General features: G+C 53.7%; 15 protein-coding genes. 7 read left to right on the top strand and 8 right to left on the bottom strand.

Going from position 1 to position 20,883, the window contains the following annotated elements:
• Nucleotides 1-15: 15 nt before the first annotated feature.
• The 5 genes from AC23NW_RS20720 to AC23NW_RS20700 form a co-directional block, all read right to left on the bottom strand.
• Nucleotides 16-1,215: a tyrosine-type recombinase/integrase gene (locus AC23NW_RS20720; protein ID WP_487451733.1), complete on the bottom strand. Its 1,200-nt coding sequence runs from the start codon at nucleotides 1,213-1,215 to the stop codon at nucleotides 16-18.
• Nucleotides 1,216-1,325: 110 nt separating this feature from the next.
• The gene (locus tag AC23NW_RS20715; RefSeq protein ID WP_487451732.1) at nucleotides 1,326-1,496 is read right to left on the bottom strand and encodes a hypothetical protein; all 171 of its coding nucleotides are present in this window, start codon (nucleotides 1,494-1,496) and stop codon (nucleotides 1,326-1,328) included.
• Between the two features lie 17 nt (nucleotides 1,497-1,513).
• Nucleotides 1,514-2,617: an efflux RND transporter periplasmic adaptor subunit gene (locus tag AC23NW_RS20710; protein ID WP_487451730.1), complete on the bottom strand. Its 1,104-nt coding sequence runs from the start codon at nucleotides 2,615-2,617 to the stop codon at nucleotides 1,514-1,516.
• A complete protein-coding gene (locus tag AC23NW_RS20705; RefSeq protein ID WP_487451729.1) occupies nucleotides 2,598-5,813 on the bottom strand; it encodes an efflux RND transporter permease subunit in 3,216 nt (1,071 codons plus the stop codon). Before AC23NW_RS20705 ends, AC23NW_RS20710 begins: the two co-directional genes overlap by 20 nt.
• 12 nt (nucleotides 5,814-5,825) lie before the next feature.
• Nucleotides 5,826-7,211, bottom strand: coding sequence for a TolC family protein (locus AC23NW_RS20700; RefSeq protein ID WP_487451727.1), 1,386 nt, complete (start codon nucleotides 7,209-7,211; stop codon nucleotides 5,826-5,828).
• A 172-nt stretch (nucleotides 7,212-7,383) separates the two neighbouring features.
• Here AC23NW_RS20700 and AC23NW_RS20695 point away from each other — a divergent pair, with 172 nt between their 5' ends.
• Nucleotides 7,384-8,061, top strand: coding sequence for a response regulator transcription factor (locus AC23NW_RS20695; RefSeq protein ID WP_487451725.1), 678 nt, complete (start codon nucleotides 7,384-7,386; stop codon nucleotides 8,059-8,061).
• A complete protein-coding gene (locus AC23NW_RS20690) occupies nucleotides 8,058-9,428 on the top strand; it encodes a sensor histidine kinase (RefSeq protein ID WP_487451723.1) in 1,371 nt (456 codons plus the stop codon). The genes AC23NW_RS20695 and AC23NW_RS20690 overlap by 4 nt, the downstream gene beginning before the upstream one ends.
• Here the strand turns inward: AC23NW_RS20690 and AC23NW_RS20685 are convergent.
• Nucleotides 9,425-9,910 (bottom strand): RES family NAD+ phosphorylase, encoded by a 486-nt coding sequence (locus tag AC23NW_RS20685; RefSeq protein ID WP_487451722.1) that lies wholly within the window; start codon nucleotides 9,908-9,910, stop codon nucleotides 9,425-9,427. The genes AC23NW_RS20690 and AC23NW_RS20685 overlap by 4 nt on opposite strands.
• A gap of 5 nt (nucleotides 9,911-9,915) precedes the next feature.
• Nucleotides 9,916-10,320 carry a type II RES/Xre toxin-antitoxin system antitoxin gene (gene parS, locus AC23NW_RS20680; protein ID WP_293840370.1) on the bottom strand — a complete coding sequence of 135 codons (405 nt, stop codon included), beginning with the start codon at nucleotides 10,318-10,320 and terminating at the stop codon, nucleotides 9,916-9,918.
• Nucleotides 10,321-10,586: 266 nt separating this feature from the next.
• Between parS and AC23NW_RS20675 the strand changes: the two genes are divergently transcribed.
• The 5 genes from AC23NW_RS20675 (at nucleotide 10,587) to AC23NW_RS20655 (ending at nucleotide 18,545) form a co-directional block, all read left to right on the top strand.
• Nucleotides 10,587-11,669, top strand: coding sequence for a coiled-coil domain-containing protein (locus AC23NW_RS20675; protein WP_487451720.1), 1,083 nt, complete (start codon nucleotides 10,587-10,589; stop codon nucleotides 11,667-11,669).
• Between the two features lie 107 nt (nucleotides 11,670-11,776).
• The gene (locus AC23NW_RS20670) at nucleotides 11,777-12,334 is read left to right on the top strand and encodes an RNA polymerase sigma factor (RefSeq protein WP_487451719.1); all 558 of its coding nucleotides are present in this window, start codon (nucleotides 11,777-11,779) and stop codon (nucleotides 12,332-12,334) included.
• Nucleotides 12,335-12,338: 4 nt separating this feature from the next.
• On the top strand, nucleotides 12,339-13,343 hold the full coding sequence (locus AC23NW_RS20665) for a FecR family protein (protein WP_487451718.1): 1,005 nt from the start codon (nucleotides 12,339-12,341) through the stop codon (nucleotides 13,341-13,343).
• A gap of 240 nt (nucleotides 13,344-13,583) precedes the next feature.
• Complete coding sequence (locus AC23NW_RS20660; protein WP_487451717.1) at nucleotides 13,584-17,084, top strand: SusC/RagA family TonB-linked outer membrane protein; 3,501 nt, start codon at nucleotides 13,584-13,586, stop codon at nucleotides 17,082-17,084.
• A 27-nt stretch (nucleotides 17,085-17,111) separates the two neighbouring features.
• Nucleotides 17,112-18,545: a RagB/SusD family nutrient uptake outer membrane protein gene (locus tag AC23NW_RS20655; protein WP_487451716.1), complete on the top strand. Its 1,434-nt coding sequence runs from the start codon at nucleotides 17,112-17,114 to the stop codon at nucleotides 18,543-18,545.
• 65 nt (nucleotides 18,546-18,610) lie between these two features.
• Here the strand turns inward: AC23NW_RS20655 and AC23NW_RS20650 are convergent, their stop codons facing one another.
• Nucleotides 18,611-20,791 (bottom strand): alpha-galactosidase, encoded by a 2,181-nt coding sequence (locus AC23NW_RS20650; protein ID WP_487451715.1) that lies wholly within the window; start codon nucleotides 20,789-20,791, stop codon nucleotides 18,611-18,613.
• Between the last annotated feature and the right edge of the window lie 92 nt (nucleotides 20,792-20,883).

Raw genomic sequence — 20,883 nt, 5'->3', positions numbered from 1 at the left:
TTCAACGGGTAAGCTTTATTCCGGCATCTGGTCAAAATACGTTTTCTGCGTACGTTTACGGGTATAAAACTGGGTAGTTTCCATCGTTTCATGCCGCAGGTGCTGCTGTACATGTTCCAGGCTCACACCCGATTCCAGCAGGAGCTGACCGGCCGTATGCCGCAGACTGTGCGCTGACATTCCCTGCCGTTTCAGACCAAGGTTTTTCAGATGTTTATCCACCACATAGCGGATCTGATGCGTTTTCAGATCCGGAAATAATGGGGACGTTGCCAGTTTGTTGTCCAGCGGCCAGTGACCCGTTTCCTGTAAATACCGGATGACCATTGCCTGACAGGCCGCAAAAAATTTAATCGGTTTGCGGGTGTTTTTTCCTTTGCCGAGCACGTGAATCCGGTTACCGGTAAAGTCGAGATCACCGAGCCGCAACCGGGTCAGTTCAACCGTCCGCAATCCTTCCAGAGAGAGTAACCCCAGCATTGCCCGGTCTCTGGCCGACTCCACAGAATCCAGCAGATCCGTTCGTTCAACAGCCTCCAGACTATCTTTATAAAACGTCCGTTCAATAGCCAGGCCACGGACATCGTTAATGTCCCGCAACCCGTGCACCTGTTCGTCGTTGAGATTGAGCGCTGCCCGTTTTCCAATACACCACAAGGCGAGCTGCTTTACGGCTGACAGGTACAGATTGACCGTAAACGCCGAATAGTCAACACTTTTCAACCTATCGACAAACTGATTCACCGTTACTCCGTTCAGCCCAGCCTGTTTACCGACCTCCCGTTCGGCATCCATAAATTGAAAAAAACTGTTCAGCGCTTTTGTGTACGTTACCTTTGACTGATCGCCCCGCAACCGTTTGGCATCAGTCATAAACCGAAGGATCAGGTCGTTGGCAGCGGGCGGAACCTTTGTTTCTTTCCGGTCAGCGGTGATCGCCGGTGAACCGAGCTGCTGGTAAAACAGGAGAAACTTACGGATGGGTGAAATCCGGTTGGGTGGCAGTTCAGCCGTGTAGCGGCCAAAACTGAATCCATCGATCAGGAACCCGTTGTCCAGACAATACAACACATAGGCTTTGGCATGTCGTGGGTAATTGCTGCTTTTAGGCAGACCCGCCGCAAAATACTGTATAATCCGGCTAACCGTATAACCCGAAACCGCCTCCCCCACTGACTTCGCGCTTTCCTCTTTCCTGACGAGTCCTCTGCCCATGTAGTTGTTCTGTTTTGGAACAATTTACACAGTTTTCACCATTTCTCGTAAATTATGATTTACGAGACGGTGAATTATTTACGAAAACATCTCTTTTCAGGGCAGCTATTTCAGGCATTTCGGAGCCTTGCTTTTATGGACCTGATAACGTCAGTATCTGGTTTGGCGTTGGCAGCATGAATCAGGTGCATCTGTACACAGCCGCTCAACCCCATGATCTGTGCACAGGACATTAAGGCTGCACAGACTGATTTCCGGAATACGGATTTTTTCAGTTTCATAACGGTTACCGGTTTACTCAACGAATCGCAATGCCTTCCTGAATATCGTCCCGGGCGTTGGTAATAATCCGGTCGTCTGGTTTCAGCTGCCCGAACACTTCGGTCATTTCGCCGGCAACATTACCTTTACGGACCGGAACAAACTGCGTCTTACCGTTTTCGACACGAATAACATACTGGCGTTCCGTGGAGGTAACAATGGCTGTTTTCGGAACGGTTAACGCGCCGGGCGTGCTGCCCGTTGGCAGAATAAGCTCAGCGAACATGCCCGGCCGAAGCGCGCGGTTGGGATTAGGTACATCAATTTCAACGGTTTCCGAACGGAACTGCTCATTCAGGCTTCCCCCGCGACGGCTTATTTTGCCGGCAAACTCACGGCCCGGCATCGCAGCAAGTGTAAACTGCACAGTCGTTCCTTCGCGCAGATTGTACGCTTCCGGAACATCGGCTACCAGTCGCAGGCGGTTTTGCTGTTTTAGAATCAGCATCGGGCGGTCCATTTTCGCGCCGGAACCGACCAGTGCCCCGGGGTGCACGTTCCGCTCCGTGATCATACCGTCAAACGGTGCACGCACGGTCAGGTAGTCCCTTAATTTTGCCAGCGCTCTGATATTGGCCCGTTCGCCCAGGACCGAAGCGGAATCGGCCCGCATTCTGGCCTGGGCCGTTTCAAGGTCAAGGGCCGATACCGAACCAGGCACCCGGTTACTGGCCACTAAGCGCCGGTAATGCTCCTTACTGGCGGTCAGCATGGCCTCGGCCTTCAGCACCTGCGAGCGCGCCGCCACCAGCCGTTCCTCGGTTTCGGGAGCGTCCAGCACCATCAGCACCTGCCCCTGCCGGACCATGGAGCCACGGTCGACAAGTACCTTTTCGACAAAGCCGCTTGCCCGCGGGTAGATTTCTACTTCCTGATAGGCTTTCAGTTCACCCGGCAGCTGAACCGTCGGGCTGAGTTGCTCCTTTGACACCGTTCCGACAGTTAACGAACTCCCGGTCTGTGCTTCTGTTTGTGCCTTTTTGCGCTTAGTACGCGGTTTTTCGTCGGTTGACGAACAATTCTGGAACAAGACGCCCATGCCGATCAGCAGCAGGACGCCATTAATTCTGATGTTTTTCATATGCTTCTGTCTGAGCTTGTTCCTGATGAAAATGATCGGCTGTTTCTTCGGCCATTTCAACGGCATAGGCCGTTTCGGCGGGTAATAAGGACGGGTCGGTAAACGGTGTTTTGCGTTGCAGCCACACATAGACCTGCGGGACAATGTAAAGCGCCGCCAGCGTTGACGCAATCAGGCCACCAATCACCGCGCGCCCCAGCGGCGCCACCTGCTCACCGGCCTCGCCCGTACCAAGCGCCATCGGAATCATCCCGGCAATCATGGCAAACGAGGTCATCAGGACCGGACGTAACCGGACGCCTACGCTATCAATTGCGGCCCTGCGCACATCGCGGTATTCCCACCGCAACCGCTCGGCATTGGTCACAATCAGAATCGCATTTGCCACCGAAATACCCGTCGACATGATGATCCCCATGTAGGATTGCAGGTTAAGTGAACTACGCGTCAGCAACAGCAGGCCGATGGACCCCGCAATTACCGCCGGAACCGTTGAGAGTACGACGAACGACAGCTTAAACGACTGGTAATTAGCCGCCAGCAGCAGAAAGATTACCAGAACGGCAATCCCTAAACCCACCTGAAGACTATCCAGTGTTTCGGTCAGCAGCGACGATAAGCCCTTGACCGATACGACCACCCCCTTCGGTGCTTCGCCCAGTTTGGCAATGGTCTGTTCGACGGTCGTTGTGGCAGTACCTAAATCAATTTTGTGCAGATTGGCCGACACTGTCAGATAGCGGCGGGGGCCGGTCCGGTCATATTCGCCCGGTTGTGTGTCAACGGTAAAGGTGGCTACCTCGCCCAGTACCGGCCGCGATTGACCCGATACCAGCGGAATTTCCTTGAGCTGGGTCATATCACTCATCACATATTCCGGAATCTGCACCTGTACCTGATAGGTGTAGGACGATTTCGGGTCGAGCCACTGGTTTTTCTCCTTAAACCGGCTCGACGAGGTAGAGGCGGTGATTGACCGCGCCGCCTGCCGCAGGCTCAAGCCCATCTGCGCCAGTTTGTGCCGGTCCAGATGAATGTTAATCACCGGAAACTTCAGCGGCTGCACAATCCGGACATCCCGCAGATAAGACACCGCTGATAAACTGTCAACCAGCCGGTTCGCATAGCTTTCAATCTGTTTAATATCACGTCCGGCAATCTGTACTTCAATAGGAGTGGCAGCCCCCTGGCTCATGAGTTTTTCGGTCAGATCGGCGGGTTCAAAGGAAACGGTCAGGTCGGGCATCTGTTCGGCAGCCGCTTCCCGGATGCGCTCTTTCACGTCCTGCATGTTTGCCTTATACTCCCCGTTAAGTCCCACTTTAATGATCGCATCGTTCGGACCGCTCGTGCTGACATAGAGATTCGTAGTGGCATAGTTCGTCGGTACAACCCCGACATAGGCCGATGAAACCGCCAGATTGCCGTCCGTTTGGTCATCAATCAGGTTCAGGAATTGCTTCAGCCGCTCCTCCGTCCGTTCCAGACGGGTACCATCCGGCGTTTTCATCCGGATCACCATCTGGCCGGAGTTCAGCTGAGGCAGCATGTCTTTCCCGATCAGTACAAAGCCGAGGGCACATAGCGCGAGAATACCAACGAAGTAAATGGACAGTATCAGCCCGTTCCGGCGCAACAGCCGGACGGTCTGGTAGATAAAATTGTTCCGGAAGCGGTCAAAAAGGCCCGGCTTTTCAGGCGTTGCGTGTACAGCATGTCCCGATGTTTTCAGGAGCCAGTTCGACACCACCGGCACCATACTTTGCGCCAGAAAATAAGACACGGTCATGGCAAACCCGATCGACAGTGACAGCGGCAGGAACATGGCCCTCGGTACACCGGTCATAATAAACGACGGCGCAAACACGGCCAGAATACAGAGCAGAATCAGCAGCAGCGGCAGGGCAACTTCCTTACAGGCGTCATAAATTGCCATCTGCTTTGTTTTGCCCATTTCCAGATGCTGGTGAATGTTCTCAATCGTCACCGTTGCCTGGTCGACCAGGATACCGATTGAGAGTGCCAGCCCCGACAAAGTCATCATGTTAATGGTCTGTCCGGCAAGGCTTAACAGCAGGACCGCAGTAACGACCGACACCGGAATGGTCAGAATGACAACCACCGAACTGCGCCAGTCGCCGAGAAACAGTAAGACCATCAGTCCGGTCAGCACGGCCCCCAAACCACCCTCGAACAGCAGACTGTGTACGGAGTTGATCACAAAAACGGATTGATCAAACTCGTAATTTACCTCAATATCATCCGGCAGCAGACTCTTCATTTCCGGTTGTTTTGCCTTGAGCCGCGTCACCACATCCCAGGTCGATGCATCGGGCGTTTTCACGACGGGGATATACGACGAGCGGTTACCGTTAACAAGTGCGTAGCCCGCCGTTACGTCCGAGCCATCGGCAATGTTGGCAATATCGCGCAGAAACACCGTGCGATGGCCTTCCGTAACGACCGGAATCTGCCCGAAATCATCAACCTTCTCTTCCAGCGAGTTCAGCGTGGTGATGTAGGTCGAATTATCGATTTTAATGTTTCCGGACGGCGTCATGGCGTTGTTTTTGGCCAGGGCCTCCACCACTTCATCCGGCGAAATCTGCATACTCCGGATGCGTTGCGGGTCCAGATTAATAACGACAGTCCGCGAGTTGGTGCCGATCGGTGGCGGAGCGGTCAGGCCCGGAATGGTCGAAAACAAGGGCCGTATCCGCGTTGAGGCCATTTCGTGGATTTCTTTCAGAGGTCGCGTTTTACTCGAAAATACCAGATCACCGATCGGCACGGACGAGGCATCGTACCGGACCACCTGCGGCGGCAAGGCTCCCGGCGGAAAAAACTTCATCGCCCGGTTTACCTGAATCGCCACCTCCGCAGCCGCCTGTGCCATGTTGGTGTTTTCGTAAAACGAAAGCTTGACAATCGTTAAGCCCTGTACGTTTTTACTGGAAATTTCACGAACCCCGCCGATGTACAGAAACTGATCCTGCATCCGTGTCGCAAAGAAGCCTTCCATCTGCGCCGGTGACATCCCGCCATACGGCTCGATGACATAGATTGTCGGCGAATTCAGCTTCGGGAAAATATCGATGGGTATCTGCAGGGTGGCCAGGACCGAGAACACCACAACCCCCATAACGACGACCATTACGGAAATCGGTCGTTTTAACGATGTTGAAAGCAAAGACATAAGTTGAGTCGTTTAGCGTCTGAAAAGGGCATAAAAATCATCGTAGCTGTTGGTCGCCTGTGCCCGCTGAAACCGTAACTTCACCGCTTCCATCCGGATCTGCACCACCTCGCGCTCAACGCTGTTCAGGACTCTGAGGGCATCGGTCAGGTTTAGTATCGTTTCAACGCCGTTGTTGTAGAGCGACAGCCGCTGCGCATAGGCCTGCTGCGCCGAGCTGATGGCCAGTGGCAGTGCCGCCAGTTGCTGATTTACTACCCCGATCCGCGCATCAGCGGCCGAGAGGCGGTTTTGTAACTCAAGCTGTTGGGTCGATAGCCCGGCCTGCGCCTGCTGAATCCGGAACGCCTGCTGCCGGACGCGGATACCCGCCCGTTTGAGGTCCGGCAGGTTAATGGTGGCGGCAAACCCCAGCAGGTAGTTCGTTCGACTATACCCCAATCCATCCCCGAGCGGCCCGAAATTGTTGTTTATATCCAGACTTGTTCCCCGCGCCCAGGTTGATGCCAGTACTGACAACCGTGGCATGGCACTTTTCCGGATCAGCTCCGTTTCCGCAGTTTGCCGGGCAACAAGCCGCTCTCCGACCCGCAGCAACGGATGCGCATAGCCGGGTGTCGGGGCGGTCAGTATCTGCCCCAGCCGGTCCGTATGAAAAACCGTATCCGGCTGCACCGCATTGCCGGGCCGGCCGGTCAGCGTGGCCAGCGTCACCCGCGCTTCTTCCAGATTAGCCAGCACCCGCCCGTAGCTTACCTGCGCCTGGGCAAAAGCCACGTTGGCAAGGGCCGAATCGACACCGGGTTTGACGCCGTTGCGGACGAGGTTGGCAATAACCCGCCGTACGGTGTCAACGCGGGCAAGATTCCGCTGCTCAATAAGAAGCTGCCGGCTCAACCAGAAGACATCCAGATAGGAGGCAATCACGTTCTGTTGCAGCGAAAAGCGCTCCTGTTCCAGCCGCGCTTCGCCAACGGCTACCTCCGCCTGGTTCAGCTTGTCCTCTGCCCGGAAGCGGCCAAAGTTGTAAAACTCCCAGTCGGCCGTTGCCAGCGCGATATTGCCGGTTGCCAATTCTCCGCTGTTGCTCTCACGGCGTCCGCCCGAGGTCGGAACGATAAGTCCCATGGAGAAATACGAACCCGATAACCCGTTGGCGGTACCGATATTGGTCTGACTCAGCAGCCGCACATTCGGCATCCGGTTAGCACGGATTACGTCGGTATTGATCCGCAGCGCTTCCAGCGCCGACCGCTGGGCCTGCAACGTCGGATAAAACCGGGCAGATGCATCAACGGCGTCTTCAATCGTTATATACTGGGCATTCAATGACCGGCACAGACACAAAAAAAAGAAGAGGAAGATGTGTCGTACAGAATATAGGCTGCGCTTACTCATAACGTTTCATAGCTAATGCCCCCCGTGTTGGAGGAGGTAACGAACTGTTCAAAATAACAGACCGACCTATTAGAAATCTCTGAGAGAGTTGTTATAAGGTCTTAAGAAACCATACATTCAGTACCGAAAGGACGCAGCAGCGCGTAAATTCGGGGAATAAATCGCGAAACGTATGCATGTTTTAGTGGTAGAAGATGACGCGGAGGTCAGTCAGTTTATTCAGAAAGGGCTTCAGTCCGAAGGCATTCACGTAACGGCAGCTTATGACGGCGTGGTTGGCCGGGCAATGATCAATGAAAACCAGTATGATGTGGTGGTGCTGGATGTCAGCATGCCGGGCATGAACGGCTACGACCTTTGCCGGTATGTTAAACAGAACTGGCCGTCTATTCCGGTGATTATGCTGACGGCTCTGGGCAGTCTTGACAATAAGGTGCTGGGGTTTGAATCCGGGGCCGACGATTACCTGACTAAACCGTTTGCGTTTAAGGAACTGGTTTTCCGGTTAAAGGCCCTTTCCCGTCGCCACCCGTCCCACGCGCCCCTGCCGCAGAAGCTGGAACTGAGCGATCTGGTCGTTGATACGTTCTCACATCAGGTCTGGCGCGGCGGCGAACGGGTTACGCTGACCGCCCGTGAGTACGCCCTGCTGGAATACCTGATGGTCCGGCAGGGTAAAGTCGTCAGCCGGACCGATCTGCTTGAAAATGTCTGGGATGTGCATTTTAACACCAATACCAACGTGGTCGATGTATACGTTAATTACCTCCGCCGGAAAATCGACCGCGCCGATCCGAAGCTGATTCATACCGTTTTCGGGGTCGGGTTTATTCTGAAAGCCGAACCATGAGCATTAAACAGCAAATTACCGTTGGTTTCACGTTACTGGTGGCAACCCTGCTGCTGCTCTTTTCGCTGTACATCTACCGCACCTATGAAGCCTACCGCGAAAGCCTGATGCAAAGCCGTCTGCAACGCCGTGCGCTGGCCGCCCAGCTTTATCTATCCAATCAGACCGAATACCGCCGGACCGTTTACCTGACCCTGCCCGAACAAAAATTAATGCTCTATACCGGCGGCAACCAGCGCCTGTTTGCCTCTTCCGGCCCTGACGACTATGTGGTGACTGAAAAAATACTCCAGAAAGCCCGTAAGCAGGAGGTTTATTTCTCGTACAATACGCCGCATTGGGGCGATCCCAAGGAAGGAGTTGCCCTGTCCTTCCGGCATGCCGGAAAACAATACGTGGCTATCGTTACGGCCTTTGATCTCGCCGGCCGGCATACAAACGACAACCTGCGGTTTATCCTGCTGATGGGTAATGTACTGTCGCTGCTTGTGATTGGCGTGGCCGGTTTTTTCTTCGCGCGCCGCGCCATGAAGCCTTTCGACGGGCTCATCCACCAGCTGGATACCAATACCGTCAATGACTTTTCGTTCCGGCTCCGCAACAGTGACAAACCCGATGAATCGGGGTATCTGGCCCAGTCGTTTAACCAGATGCTCGGCCGGCTTGAGCAGCTCGCCAACAGTCAGGAAAACTTTGTGGCCTACGCCTCCCATGAAATCCGCACGCCGCTGACCGTCGTTAAAGGAATTCTGGAAACCTCGCGCTCCTATGACCACACGCTGGAAGATGCCCGGCAAAGCATTGAAACGGCCCTGGTCCGGCTTGAAGGTGCCATTGATCTGGCGAATGCGCTGCTACAGCTCGCCGAAGTGGAAGGCCTGAAGGCTACGCGGTTACAGGAAGATATCAACGTGGTCGATACCATTCTGGATACCGTTACCTATTTCAATGAGAAATATCCGGATCAGGACATTGAGGTGCAGCTGACCGACGAATTTACGGAGCAAAGCTCCCGCATCCGCGTCGTCGGCAATGCCACCTTGCTGCGGACCGTGCTGATAAACATTCTGGACAATGCCTGCAAGTATTCCGGTTTTGCGCCGGTACTGCTGACGGTCCGGTACGAAGCCCATACGGTATTAATCGACATTCAGGATCAGGGCATTGGCATTCCGGACGATCAGGTGGCCGACGTGTTTATGCCCATGATGCGGGCCGATAACGTCGGCAACATAAAAGGGTTTGGCCTCGGACTGACCCTCGCCAAACGGATTATGGACATGCACCAGGGAGAACTCCGCATTCTCCGGAATCAGCCGGCCGGTACGTCTGTCACCTTACTGTTGCCCGCCCTGCCGTTTGCTTAACCATCGACCCGCCACAGCCTCGGATCTACGTTAAACGGTTTTGTCTGCACCACCCGCACCTGAGGAAACGCCGGGTGCAGCGGGTGAATCAGGTAATTGGCCGACTCGGGCACAACGGCCGACGGCACGCCGATAGCCAGCACATCCGGCTGCCGCAGCCAGGCATCGAGGTGTTTGTGGTTTGCCGTAAAGTCGGCTTCATCCCGCCAGTTGGCCGGCAGTTCGTCCGGTGCCAGCATACGGGGCGCTTCGGGCAGCTGAATGGTCAGCAGACAGAGTTGCGGCAAATCGTGGTAAGGCAGCGTCGGCAGGTGCACCAGCTGTTCGAGCAGCGTAAGTTCGGGGGTTGCCGAGGTATATAAAACACCGGTTCCGGCCGGATTCCAGCGGCCACCCCAGCGGCGGGCCCCCTCAACCGGTAAGGGCGAATCCAGAAAACGCGCTTTGATTAACCGGTAGGCCATCGTAGGTTCCTGACTCATTATTCCTACGCGTAAATGCCGTGTTCAATCCGCCCCAGCACCGTATGCACCATGCCAAAGCCGGTGACGGTGTCCAGTAACTGAATGGGAGCCTGGCGACGGAGTTCGGGCAGCGGCACCCGCAGCCAGCGGCCAAGCACCTCGGCCCGCTGATCAAATACCGACAGGCCGTGCCGGATTAGTCCTTCGAGCAGCAACAGTCGTTCCGAGGCATTCAGGTCGAAGCGTACATCGGGTTTGATGCGGTGCAGGGTACGCTCCGACACATTCAGGATATGCGCCATTTCACGGTCGGTCAGCCCCACCAGCGCGGCGACCTCATCAGCCTTTGCCCGACTGACTCCGGCCCGTGCCTGCTCAACAACGCCGAATCCATTGTCGGTTGCTCCTGTTTCGAATACGATCTCCATATGTGTGCTATTTGTCACGAATATAACCGACATTTGGCATACAGGCAAGTGATTTTCCTGAGATTGAGGTATACTGACATGCGTTTTTTTCATGTATTTCATACTTACAGTATCGGTAATGCACTACGTCTTACCGGATTTCACTCTCTTAGTTACCCAAAACCTTAATTTGTCAACACATGACGCCCGGCAGTCAAACATTCTGCCTGCCGGGCGTTATATTTATCCCCGTTTTCAATACTTATTCGTACTTAATGCATTCAGCTATGCCCGTAAGGCTACTTTTAATCATCCTTATCCTGACCGGAAACATGGCCATCGGCCAGACAACTATTCAACTGACAACACCGACTGCGGGTACTACCAGCCCGTTCAATACCATCGTCGGGGTTGAGGCCGGACTCAACACAACCGGAGCAGACAATGTCATGATGGGGTATCAGTCCGGCTTTGGCAATGTGTCGGGCCATTCTAACGTCTTCGTAGGCTGGAAAGCGGGATACAGTAACACGACCGGCCGGGCAAACGTATTTATCGGCCGCTACGCAGGTTCAGCAAACGTTGAAGGCTCTGACAATACCTTTGTGGGGTTCAACGCCGGCATACTCTCTACGGGTTATTACAACGTATTTGTGGGCGGCGGGGCCGGCTATCTGAACAGCACTGGGTCCAGCAACTCGTTTCTGGGCCAGCTGGCCGGAACCCTGAACCGGACAGGAGGGGATAACGCATTTGTCGGAACCGCTTCCGGATATACCAACGAAACCGGGAGTTATAATGTCTTTTCGGGTGTCAGGGCGGGATTTAGCAATGTCAGTGGCTCTTCCAATACTGCCATCGGCTATCAGGCCGGCTACTATACCACTACCGGTATTTCCAATACGTTTCTGGGTGCTTTAACCGGTACAGCAAACACATCAGGGCAGGGCAATACCTTGATTGGCTACAAGGCTGATGTAACCTCATTCAGCCTGACCAATGCGGCCGCCATCGGCACGAATGCTAAAGTTGCGGTTTCAAATGCGATTGTGCTGGGTGACACGGTTCAACAAACTAAGGTAGGCATCGGTATCACGGCACCACAATTCCCGCTTGATGTCCGGGGAATCATCAATATCCGCGGCAACGGCACTCTTAAGTTCAGTCAGCTTGCTAATCCCGGCTATCAGAACGGACAGACCGATCAGGTACTGACCGTCGACGCGAATGGGGAAACCGTACTGGCCAGGATTGCTGCCCTGGATGCGCTCGTTCAGCGGCTGGAACAGCTGGAACGGGAAAACAAGGAGTTGCGGCAACGGCTGGAAAAAGTTGAGCGGGGCACACAGGTCATTGCCGGTAAGGAGTAACGACTTTCCTCCATCCCCTTTTTGCATTATATACCTTTTTTTTAAAATCATTTAGGGATTTTCGCTCCTGGATTGACTATACATAAAATCAACCGGGAAGGGCTCTCATGCGATTTACTCAACATACAGACGATGAGCTGATTGGCTTGCTCCGCACGGGCAACAGTCAGGCTTTCGAAGAAATTTACCGGCGGTACTGGTACAAACTCTTTGGCGTGGCCTATCACGAAACCGGTACCCGCGAAGAAGCCGAAGAACTGGTGCATGATCTTTTCGAGCAACTCTGGAACCGCCGGCAGCAAGCCGTGATCCGGCACCTGAGTACGTACCTGGTTGTATCGATGAAGCACCTGGTTATAAACTACATCAAGTCGCAGATCACGCACCGGAAATATCAGGAGTACCTCATTTTCAATGAGCTGAAACAGTCAATGGCAACCGAAGATGTCGTTCACTTTGCAGACCTGTCGAAGGCGGTTGATGAAGCGATGAAAAAACTACCGGAAAAATCGGTGGCCATATTTAAACTCAGCCGCTTCGAAAACCAGTCTGTCCGCGAAATTGCGCAGCACATGAAGCTGTCTGAAAAAGCCGTGGAATACCACATCACGAAATCACTGAAGTTGCTGAAAGAACAGTTAAAAACCTTCCACTCCGACAATTAAATCCATGAATCAGCATCAGTTTACTACGTTACTGGAAAAATATCTGGCGGGGAATTGCACGGTTGAGGAGCAACTGCTCATGGAGCAATGGTCTGACAGTATGCTGCAGCAAGCGGACACACCCCTGCCCGCTGCCGACCGGGAGGCTATTGACAGGCGGCTCAGGACACGCCTCCGCAAAACCACTGCACCACGGCAGGCAAGCATCCGCCCGCTCTGGTACAGCATCGGTGCGGCGGCATCCGTGCTACTGCTGGCCGGTCTCGGCTGGTATTTTTTACGGAGTCATACCGGCATTGCCGCCGGCACAGAAATTTTGGCCAGCCTCCCGAAAGGCGTTATCCAGATCCGGAACACGTCGGACAAACCACGCAGAATAACGCTGGAAGATGGTAGTGTGGTGATTCTGAAAATGAACAGCAGCATCAGCTATCCGGAGCATTTCGGGGATAAAACGCGCAGCGTACTGCTGGAAGGCGAAGCCCTGTTCGAAGTCAGGAAAAACCCCGTTAAACCGTTTATGGTGCATACCGGCGAACTGATTACGGAAGTGCTGGGTACACGGTTTACGATCCGGTCCTATGCATCGACGCCGTCCATCGAGGTGCGGGTGGAGTCGGGACGGGTGTCGGTCTACGAAAACAGCAGTAACCATGCGGTGGCCCGCAACGGCGTGATTCTGACGCCAAACCAGCGGGTTATTTTTGACAAGGCCACCCGGAAACTGGAGCCGGGCCTTGTTGAGCATCCGGTGGTGATACATCCCCCCGCCAGTCCGCAGCAGTTTCTGTTCGAAGAGACGCCGCTACCGGCCGTACTGACCGAACTGGAAAAAGCCTTCGGGGTTGAGATACTTGTTGAAAACCAGAACCTTACAAAGTGTAAACTGACCGCCGACCTGACAGATCTGCCGCTGCATAACCAGCTTGATCTGGTATGCCGGTCGGTTAACGCAGCCTATCAGCAGCGGGGTACCGTCATATTCATCAATGGTGAAGGGTGCCCCTGATCTGACTGCCAGCCTTTATAAACTCCTTTAAACCCAAACCGACTGACCATGATCAACTGCCGGCTTCCTCCCTGATCTGATCCGGGCACTCAGCAATGCTGAGGTATACCCACAAAAAAGCCGGTGATGTTGCGAGCATTACCGGCTTTGAATCCCCTTTCCCGAGTCGTTGTCCAAGGGCCTGCCAAACAGGTACAGGGGATTGTTTTTGCCTGTTTCCAACAAAAACGTCTTAAACTAATGAAGAAAAGTGTATCAATCCAACAAATTCTGTCCAAAGCGATGAGAATTACGGCGGCTCAACTCCTGCTTGCGATCCTTTGTTGCGGGTTGTCTTTTGCCCGTAACGCCCGTGCGCAGGAAATACTGAATCGGGGGATTTCGCTCCAGGCGGAATCTGTTGATATCAAAAATGTACTGAATACCATTGCCCGACAGGCAAATGTCAAGTTTGTTTACAGTTCCAATACCATTCAATCTGACCGGCGGGTGACCGTTGATGCCCGCAATGACAGGCTTTCGCGGGTGCTCGACAACTTGCTGACACCATTGCATATTTCCTATGAAGTGGTAGGCAACCGCATCCTGCTGCGCCGTTTGGCCCCCGATAAGGTCAGTATCCAGCCCATAAACAGCCTCAGTATTCCGGTAAACCCGTTCCCGCTGGAGCAGCAGGTGACGGGGATCGTGACGGATGAAAACGGAGCGGCTTTGCCCGGCGTGAGCATTGTTGTAAAAGGGTCGCAGCGGGGTGCTACGACGGATCAGGACGGGAAATACCGGCTGGTTATTCCGGATGGTGTCAGCCGGCCCGTTACGCTGGTGTTTTCCTTCGTAGGTTACGCCTCGCAGGAAGTAATGCCGGGCACACAAACCACCCTGAACGTAACCCTGGTCTCCGATAATAAGCTGCTGAGTGAGGTAGTGGTGGTAGGGTATGGCCAGCAAAACCGCAAAGAGCTGACCGGTGCGGTGGCCTCGCTGTCAACGAAGACCATTCAGGATCAGCCGGTTCCGAATATCGTCGAAGGCATGGCCGGCCGGTTGCCGGGTGTGCTGGTACAGCAGGTTTCGGGCGCACCCGGTTCCAGTCCGTCCATCAAGGTCAGAGGTTTCGGGTCGATCAGTGCCGGCAACGGTCCGCTGATCGTCATTGACGGGCAACCCCTCAGCTCGGGCGCCCTTACCAACCAATCAGGGCTCAACCTGATTAATCCGACAGATATTGAGAAAATTGATATCCTGAAAGACGCCTCGGCTACCGCCATTTTCGGGTCGCGGGGATCAAACGGGGTCGTAATGATTTCGACGAAACGCGGTAAGTCGGGTCGCAGCCGCATCAGCTTCGACTACTATACCGGTATTCAGGAGGTCAGCAAACGGATGAGCGTGCTGAATGCACAACAATTTGCCGATTTTAACAAGGAAGCTTCCAACAATGCCTACCTTGAACGGGTGGCAGGTGCACAGGCATCGGATCCGAACAGTGCCCGGCCGGCCGGACAACGGTACCGCTATCCGCGCGGCGAATTTGCCGGTATTGATTTTGATAACCCGGGTAGCCTGCAAAGCTATGATTATCAGAACATGATTTTCCGGAAGGCTCCCATCAGCAGCTACCAGCTATCGGGATCGGGCGGAACGGAAAAAGTACAGTATATGCTCTCCGGTAATTACCTGAAACAGGACGGCATTATCGGCAATTCAGGCATCGACCGGTATACGTTCCGGTCAAATGTAGATGCGCAACTGGCCGATAATGTAAAAGTCGGCATGAGCATTAGCCCCAGCTTCACCTTTCAGCGCAATGTGCGGTCGGATGGTCACTGGGCTGATAACGGGGTAATTAATGCCGCGCTGTCGCAGGTACCGATTATTCCGGTGTATCAGGCCGACGGTGTAACGTATAATTCACAGGCGTCGATCTCGGGGACGTATGACTGGCCCGGCATTACCAATCCAGTGGCGAACATGAACGCGGTGGATAATAAGCAGACCAACCTGAAACTACTCGGCAACACCTATCTGGAACTGAAGATCTGGAATGCACTCCGGTATCGCGGTACGGTCGGGGGCGACATCAACTATTTCCGGCAAAATATCTTTAACCCGTCGACGCTGCCGATCAACCAGTTTCTGCCTCCGTCACCCAACTCAGCGACATCATCAACGAACCAGACAATCAACTGGGTGACAAATCATGTGCTGAGCTATGATCATACCATTGGCACCAGCCATTTCCTGAGCGCACTCATCGGGATGGAAGCGCAGAAAAACGATTTTGAGTCGAACACCATCAATGCCAACAGCTTTCCGAATGATATCGTCCGTACGCTGAACGCCGGAACCATTACCGGCGGAAACTCGCAGCGGGAGCAATGGACGCTGGCTTCGTATTTCGGCCGCGTAAATTACAACTTTAAGGATAAATACATTTTTAACGCGTCAGTCCGCCGAGATGGTTCGTCGCGTTTCGGGCAGAACAAACGGTACGGGATTTTCCCGTCGGCATCCGTTGGCTGGCGGGTAACCGAAGAGCCGTTTATGCGGGCGGTTCCGGTTGTTTCCGAGCTTAAATTCCGGGCCAGTTACGGTCTGTCGGGCAACAATGCCTTTAACAACTACGGAGCCATCGGTACCTTATCGACGGATAACTATGTACTGGGCAACGCACTGGCCAACGGACTGGCAACCGGGACCATCGGTAACGATAACCTGACCTGGGAAAAAAGTACACAAACCGACATCGGGGTTGATATCGGCCTGCTGCGTGACCGGATTTTCCTGGTCATTGATTACTACTCACGCATCACCACCGACCTGCTGCTGTCGGTACAGGTGCCGACGCTGACCGGTTTCTCGTCGGCAACACGCAATATCGGTAAGGTGCAGAACCGGGGCATGGAGTTCGCCCTGTCTACCCGGAATCTGGTCGGGGCGCTGACCTGGTCTACAGACGTTAATGTGTCATTTAACCGCAACAAGGTACTGGCACTCGGGCCAACCGGTGATGCGATCCGGAGCGGTACGGGCGTGGGCGAAACCAACATTACCGTGATCGGCAAGCCGCTGGGCAATTTCTTCGGCTTTCAGCAGCTGGGCGTTTTCAAAGACCAGGCCGACCTCGACTCCTACCCGCATGATGCCACTGCCCGGCCGGGTGATGTGAAGTTTGCCGATGTGAACAACGACGGTAAAATCACCGCCGATGACCGGACGATTCTGGGCAATAACCAGCCGGATTTTATCTACGGCATGACGAACACGCTCAGTTACAAGGGTATTGATTTCAGCGTTGTGGTACAGGGGGTACAGGGCGGCCAGATTCTGAACCTCAGCCGCCGTTTCTTCGAAAACCTCGAAGGAGGTGCCAACCAGATTTCAACGGTTCTGGATCGCTGGCGTTCTCCGCAGGAGCCGGGCAACGGCATTGTCCCGCGGGCCAACCAACGTACTACCGGTAACAACAATGCGGTGTCGTCGCGCTGGATTGAAAACGCAACCTATTTCCGCGTCCGGAACATTACGCTCGGGTATAACCTGCCCAAAACGCTGATCCAGCGGGTGAAAGCGCAAAGTCTGCGGGTTTATGCCGGGGTGCAGAATGCGTTTACCTCCACGAAATACCTGGGGTATAACCCGGAAGTGAGCGGGTATGAAAACGCACTGACCGGCGGGGTCGATTATGGTTCGTATCCGCTGGCACGTACGTATACCGTTGGCCTGAATCTGGGTTTCTAAGCTGATCACCTGCAAAACTGATTTATCATGAAATTCACTTACATACTCGCAGGGTTGCTGACCATTAGCGCAACATCCTGTAAAGATAAATTTCTGGATCTGGCCCCTGTTTCTCAGGCCAATACCAATACCTTTTTTAAAAACCCGGCCGATATGCTCAATGCCCTGAACGCTGCCTACGGCACGTTGCAGGCGGGCGGCCAATACGGCAACTATTACGTGTTCGGCGAAATCACATCGGATAACACCACTCCCGTACTTTCCGGGTCGGTAACCGATCAGGACGAATTCGATAAGTTTTACCCGCGCACGACCAACCCCTTTCTTTCCGGCCGCTGGAACGACAGTTTTCGTGGTATTTACCGCTGCAATACCGTAATTGATCGTATCGCGGCGGTGCAGATGGACGAAACGCTGAAAAAACGGATTGTCGGGGAAGCTAAATTTCTGCGGGCCCTGATGTACTTTAACCTTGTACGGGTGTTCGGCGATGTGCCGCTGGTGCTGAAGGAAATTACTGACCCTGCCGAGGGTTATGACTATAGCCGTTCGCCGGTTAATGATGTGTATGCGCAGATTATCAAGGATCTGGGCGATGCTGAACAGGTACTACCTGCAACCTACACAGCTGCCAACGTAGGACGTGCGACCAGCGGAGCGGCGAAGGCACTGCTTGGCAAAGTTTACCTGACCCGTAAGCAATACACCGAGGCCGGCGCCAAACTAAAGGAGGTAATCGATTCGAATGTATATGACCTGCTGCCGAATTATGCCGACGTATTTAAGGCCACCAACAAGAACCACAAGGAGTCTGTTTTTGACGTGCAGTATAAAAAAGGCACTATCGGCGAGGGAAGCGGTTTCGGCAACGCATTTGCTCCGGAAAACTCGGGTAATGCCGTGATTCAGTTTGGTGGCTCGGGCAATAACCGGCCGACACCGGACATGGAAAAAGCCTACGAAACCGGCGACCTGCGTAAGGACGTTTCTATGTCAACGGGGTATACTAACGCAGCGGGCGTGAGAGTTGAGTACAACTATGTTAAAAAGTACTCGGATGTGCCACAAACAGCCGGAAACTCAGACGACAACTGGCCGGTACTGCGCTATGCGGATGTCCTGCTGATGTATGCCGAAGTGCTGAATGAAACCGGCAAACCGGCGGAAGCCCTGCCACTTCTGAACCGGATCCGGAAGCGTGCAGGATTAGCAGACAAACCTTCGCTGACACAGGCTGACATGCGGCTGGCACTTGAGCAGGAGCGGCGGGTAGAACTGGCCTTCGAAGGCCACCGCTGGTTTGACCTTGTCCGGACCGGTCGTGCCCTGGACGTGCTGAAGGCCAAGGCCGCCACCATCGGCATCAAAACCAGCCTGACCGAAAACAACCTTATTTTCCCGGTTCCGCAAAGTCAGATTGACATAAACCCGTCGAAGATTAAGCAGAATCCGGGCTATTAACGCTTCCGGAGATTATCATACCAGAAAAGGGGTATGTGGCATAGTCTACTATACCCCTTTTCTGTTTACTCAACCGTAAACCACGTATAACTCTCAGGGTCAATCGTGACGGTCAACGCAACTACGAAGTTGCGGTTGAGGGTGTATTTTTTTGCCGTTGCGCCTTTTTCTTTAAACGTAGCGGCCGATGTCAAGCCAGTGTAATACAGCGGGACGTTGATTGTCCGCGTGATACGCTCTTTGGTCGGGTTGTATAGCATCAAAAAGCCCTTCTGCTTCTGCTGAGGGTCCACGTGAATAAACCCGTCCCAGTCGCGGCCATCGGCGCGGCGCAGGTGAATCATGTCGGCGTTCAGAATGTCGCGGTACTGCTTGTACCACGTCACTGTTTTCGACACCAGCTGACGGGTAGTTTCGGTATCGTACAGGCGCGGGCCACGGTAACAGGCCTGCACACCCGCTCCGTAGTACTGCACCATCAGTTGTTCGTAATCCGTAAGGTGTTCGCTGAGTGGCTCCAAAACCGCCTCAGGCCCACCGCCCTGGTAGCGGGTCAGCGGGACAAAGCCCCAGCTCATAGCCGCCGTTTTTTCCATCGTTCCGTCGTGGATATTCTGACGGTTCAGAATGCGCTGCTGCTCGCGCGACAACGAGAAATTCACCTCCCGATACCCGATAGCGATTTTGTGTGTACCGTCCAGAAAATACCAGTCGGGCGCGTTGATATACACCCCGCGTTCGTTCAGCCAGCGGTACAGTTCCTTCTGAATTTCCATTTGTCGCCACTGCGAATCGTCCAGTCCTTTGTGCCCCGGATGTACGGTTGACCCGCACACATCCCCCGGATAAGGGCCGTCGTTTTCCCAGATGTCAAACCCTGTTTTTGCAAAAAAGTACTTGATTTTATTACGGTAAGCCAGTCCCCATTTACTGCCGAAACAAGGCGCATGACCAAAAAACGCGCCGCCCGGTTTGCCCGTTTTCGGATCCACTACATCATCTTCATCGCTGATACGTCGGCTACTAAACAGCGAGTACCCACCCAGCAGAATTTTTTTACTATGCGCATAATCGGCAAGTTCTTTCCAGCGGGCAATGTTTTTAGCGGTGCTGTCTTCCATGTTCAGGTGGCTGCCAAAACTCAGAATCACGGCTTCGTAGCCCGTTGCTGCGCATTGGTCGATGCAACTTTTTACTTCCTGATCATTTTTACTGACAAGGTGCATAAAAATCGGGTTTTGGGTCGTCCACGGGGCCACGGTTCGGTACATTTTCCGAATCATCAACCCTCGCCGCTGACGGTCATAGCTGTCCATCAGCAACTCGTGCGTCCGAACCGATTTGAACACCTCATTGGGCTGGAGGTCGATGCCCGGTGCTTTTTCGGGATACACTTCCAGCAAACAGGGCGTTTCAAAATTGTAATTGACCTGCGAGGTATAAGTCGAATCAATTTTCCAGTGCGTGGTCTGGTCGCTGATGTCGTAGCGCATGGCGTTGTTGAAGGCGTAGTTAGTTTCTACGTAAATCCCATGCTGTTTTTTCATTTCGGTGGGCTTACCCACCACGGCGCTTTCTTCTTCTACCAACGCCAATACTTCATTGACCACACGGTTTAGTTTCAGTTCGGCATTTTGTTTATTTTCAACAGACACCCATTTGACAATCAACGGAATACCGTCATAAATCTCATAGTTCACCGTCACTTCCAGCCCTTTCACGGCTTCGGCCTGCGCTTTGTAACGGAAGGTCAGCACCTTTCCCGAAGGGCCTTTTTGGGTCGCCGCCCACGAATTGGCTTTCCAGTTCACAAACGGTTTTATGTCCGATACCGAATGACCCGTTGCCACAAAATCGTCTTTCCCGACGGAAAACTTATCGACCCATTCGGGCAACAGATAGGCATTTTCTTTTTGCCCCATTAGCCCGCCAATGTTGTACGTTTTGCCGTTGACCACAATTCTGGCTTCGGGCTTAACGGCCCGCAAAAGCTGCTGTCCGTTCGACAGGTTTTTGTAGTCAATACAAACCACGTTGGGTTCGATGCGAAAAACGCGTTTGACCAGCCCGTTGTACAAAATGATGTTTTTGCCTTCGGTAATGACTTCGGCTTTTTGGGTCACGGGCGTTACCAACCAATCAACGGTGGCGGGTTGGTTGTAGCGGGGTTGGGCATGGGCTGACAAGACAGCGAAAATCACGTAGAGCCGCAATATTTTGCGGCTTAGTTTGGAAAGGGTTCTCATTAGTTTTTTAGTAGTTGTCCTTCGCGGGAAGCGGAACCGGGCCTACCAGGTAGTTTAGAACGTACAGGCAGGTGCGGTTCCGCGTCCCGCAA

This window comes from Arsenicibacter sp. R0_47 (assembly GCF_057652235.1).
This window is presented reverse-complemented; position numbering and strand designations above follow the sequence as displayed.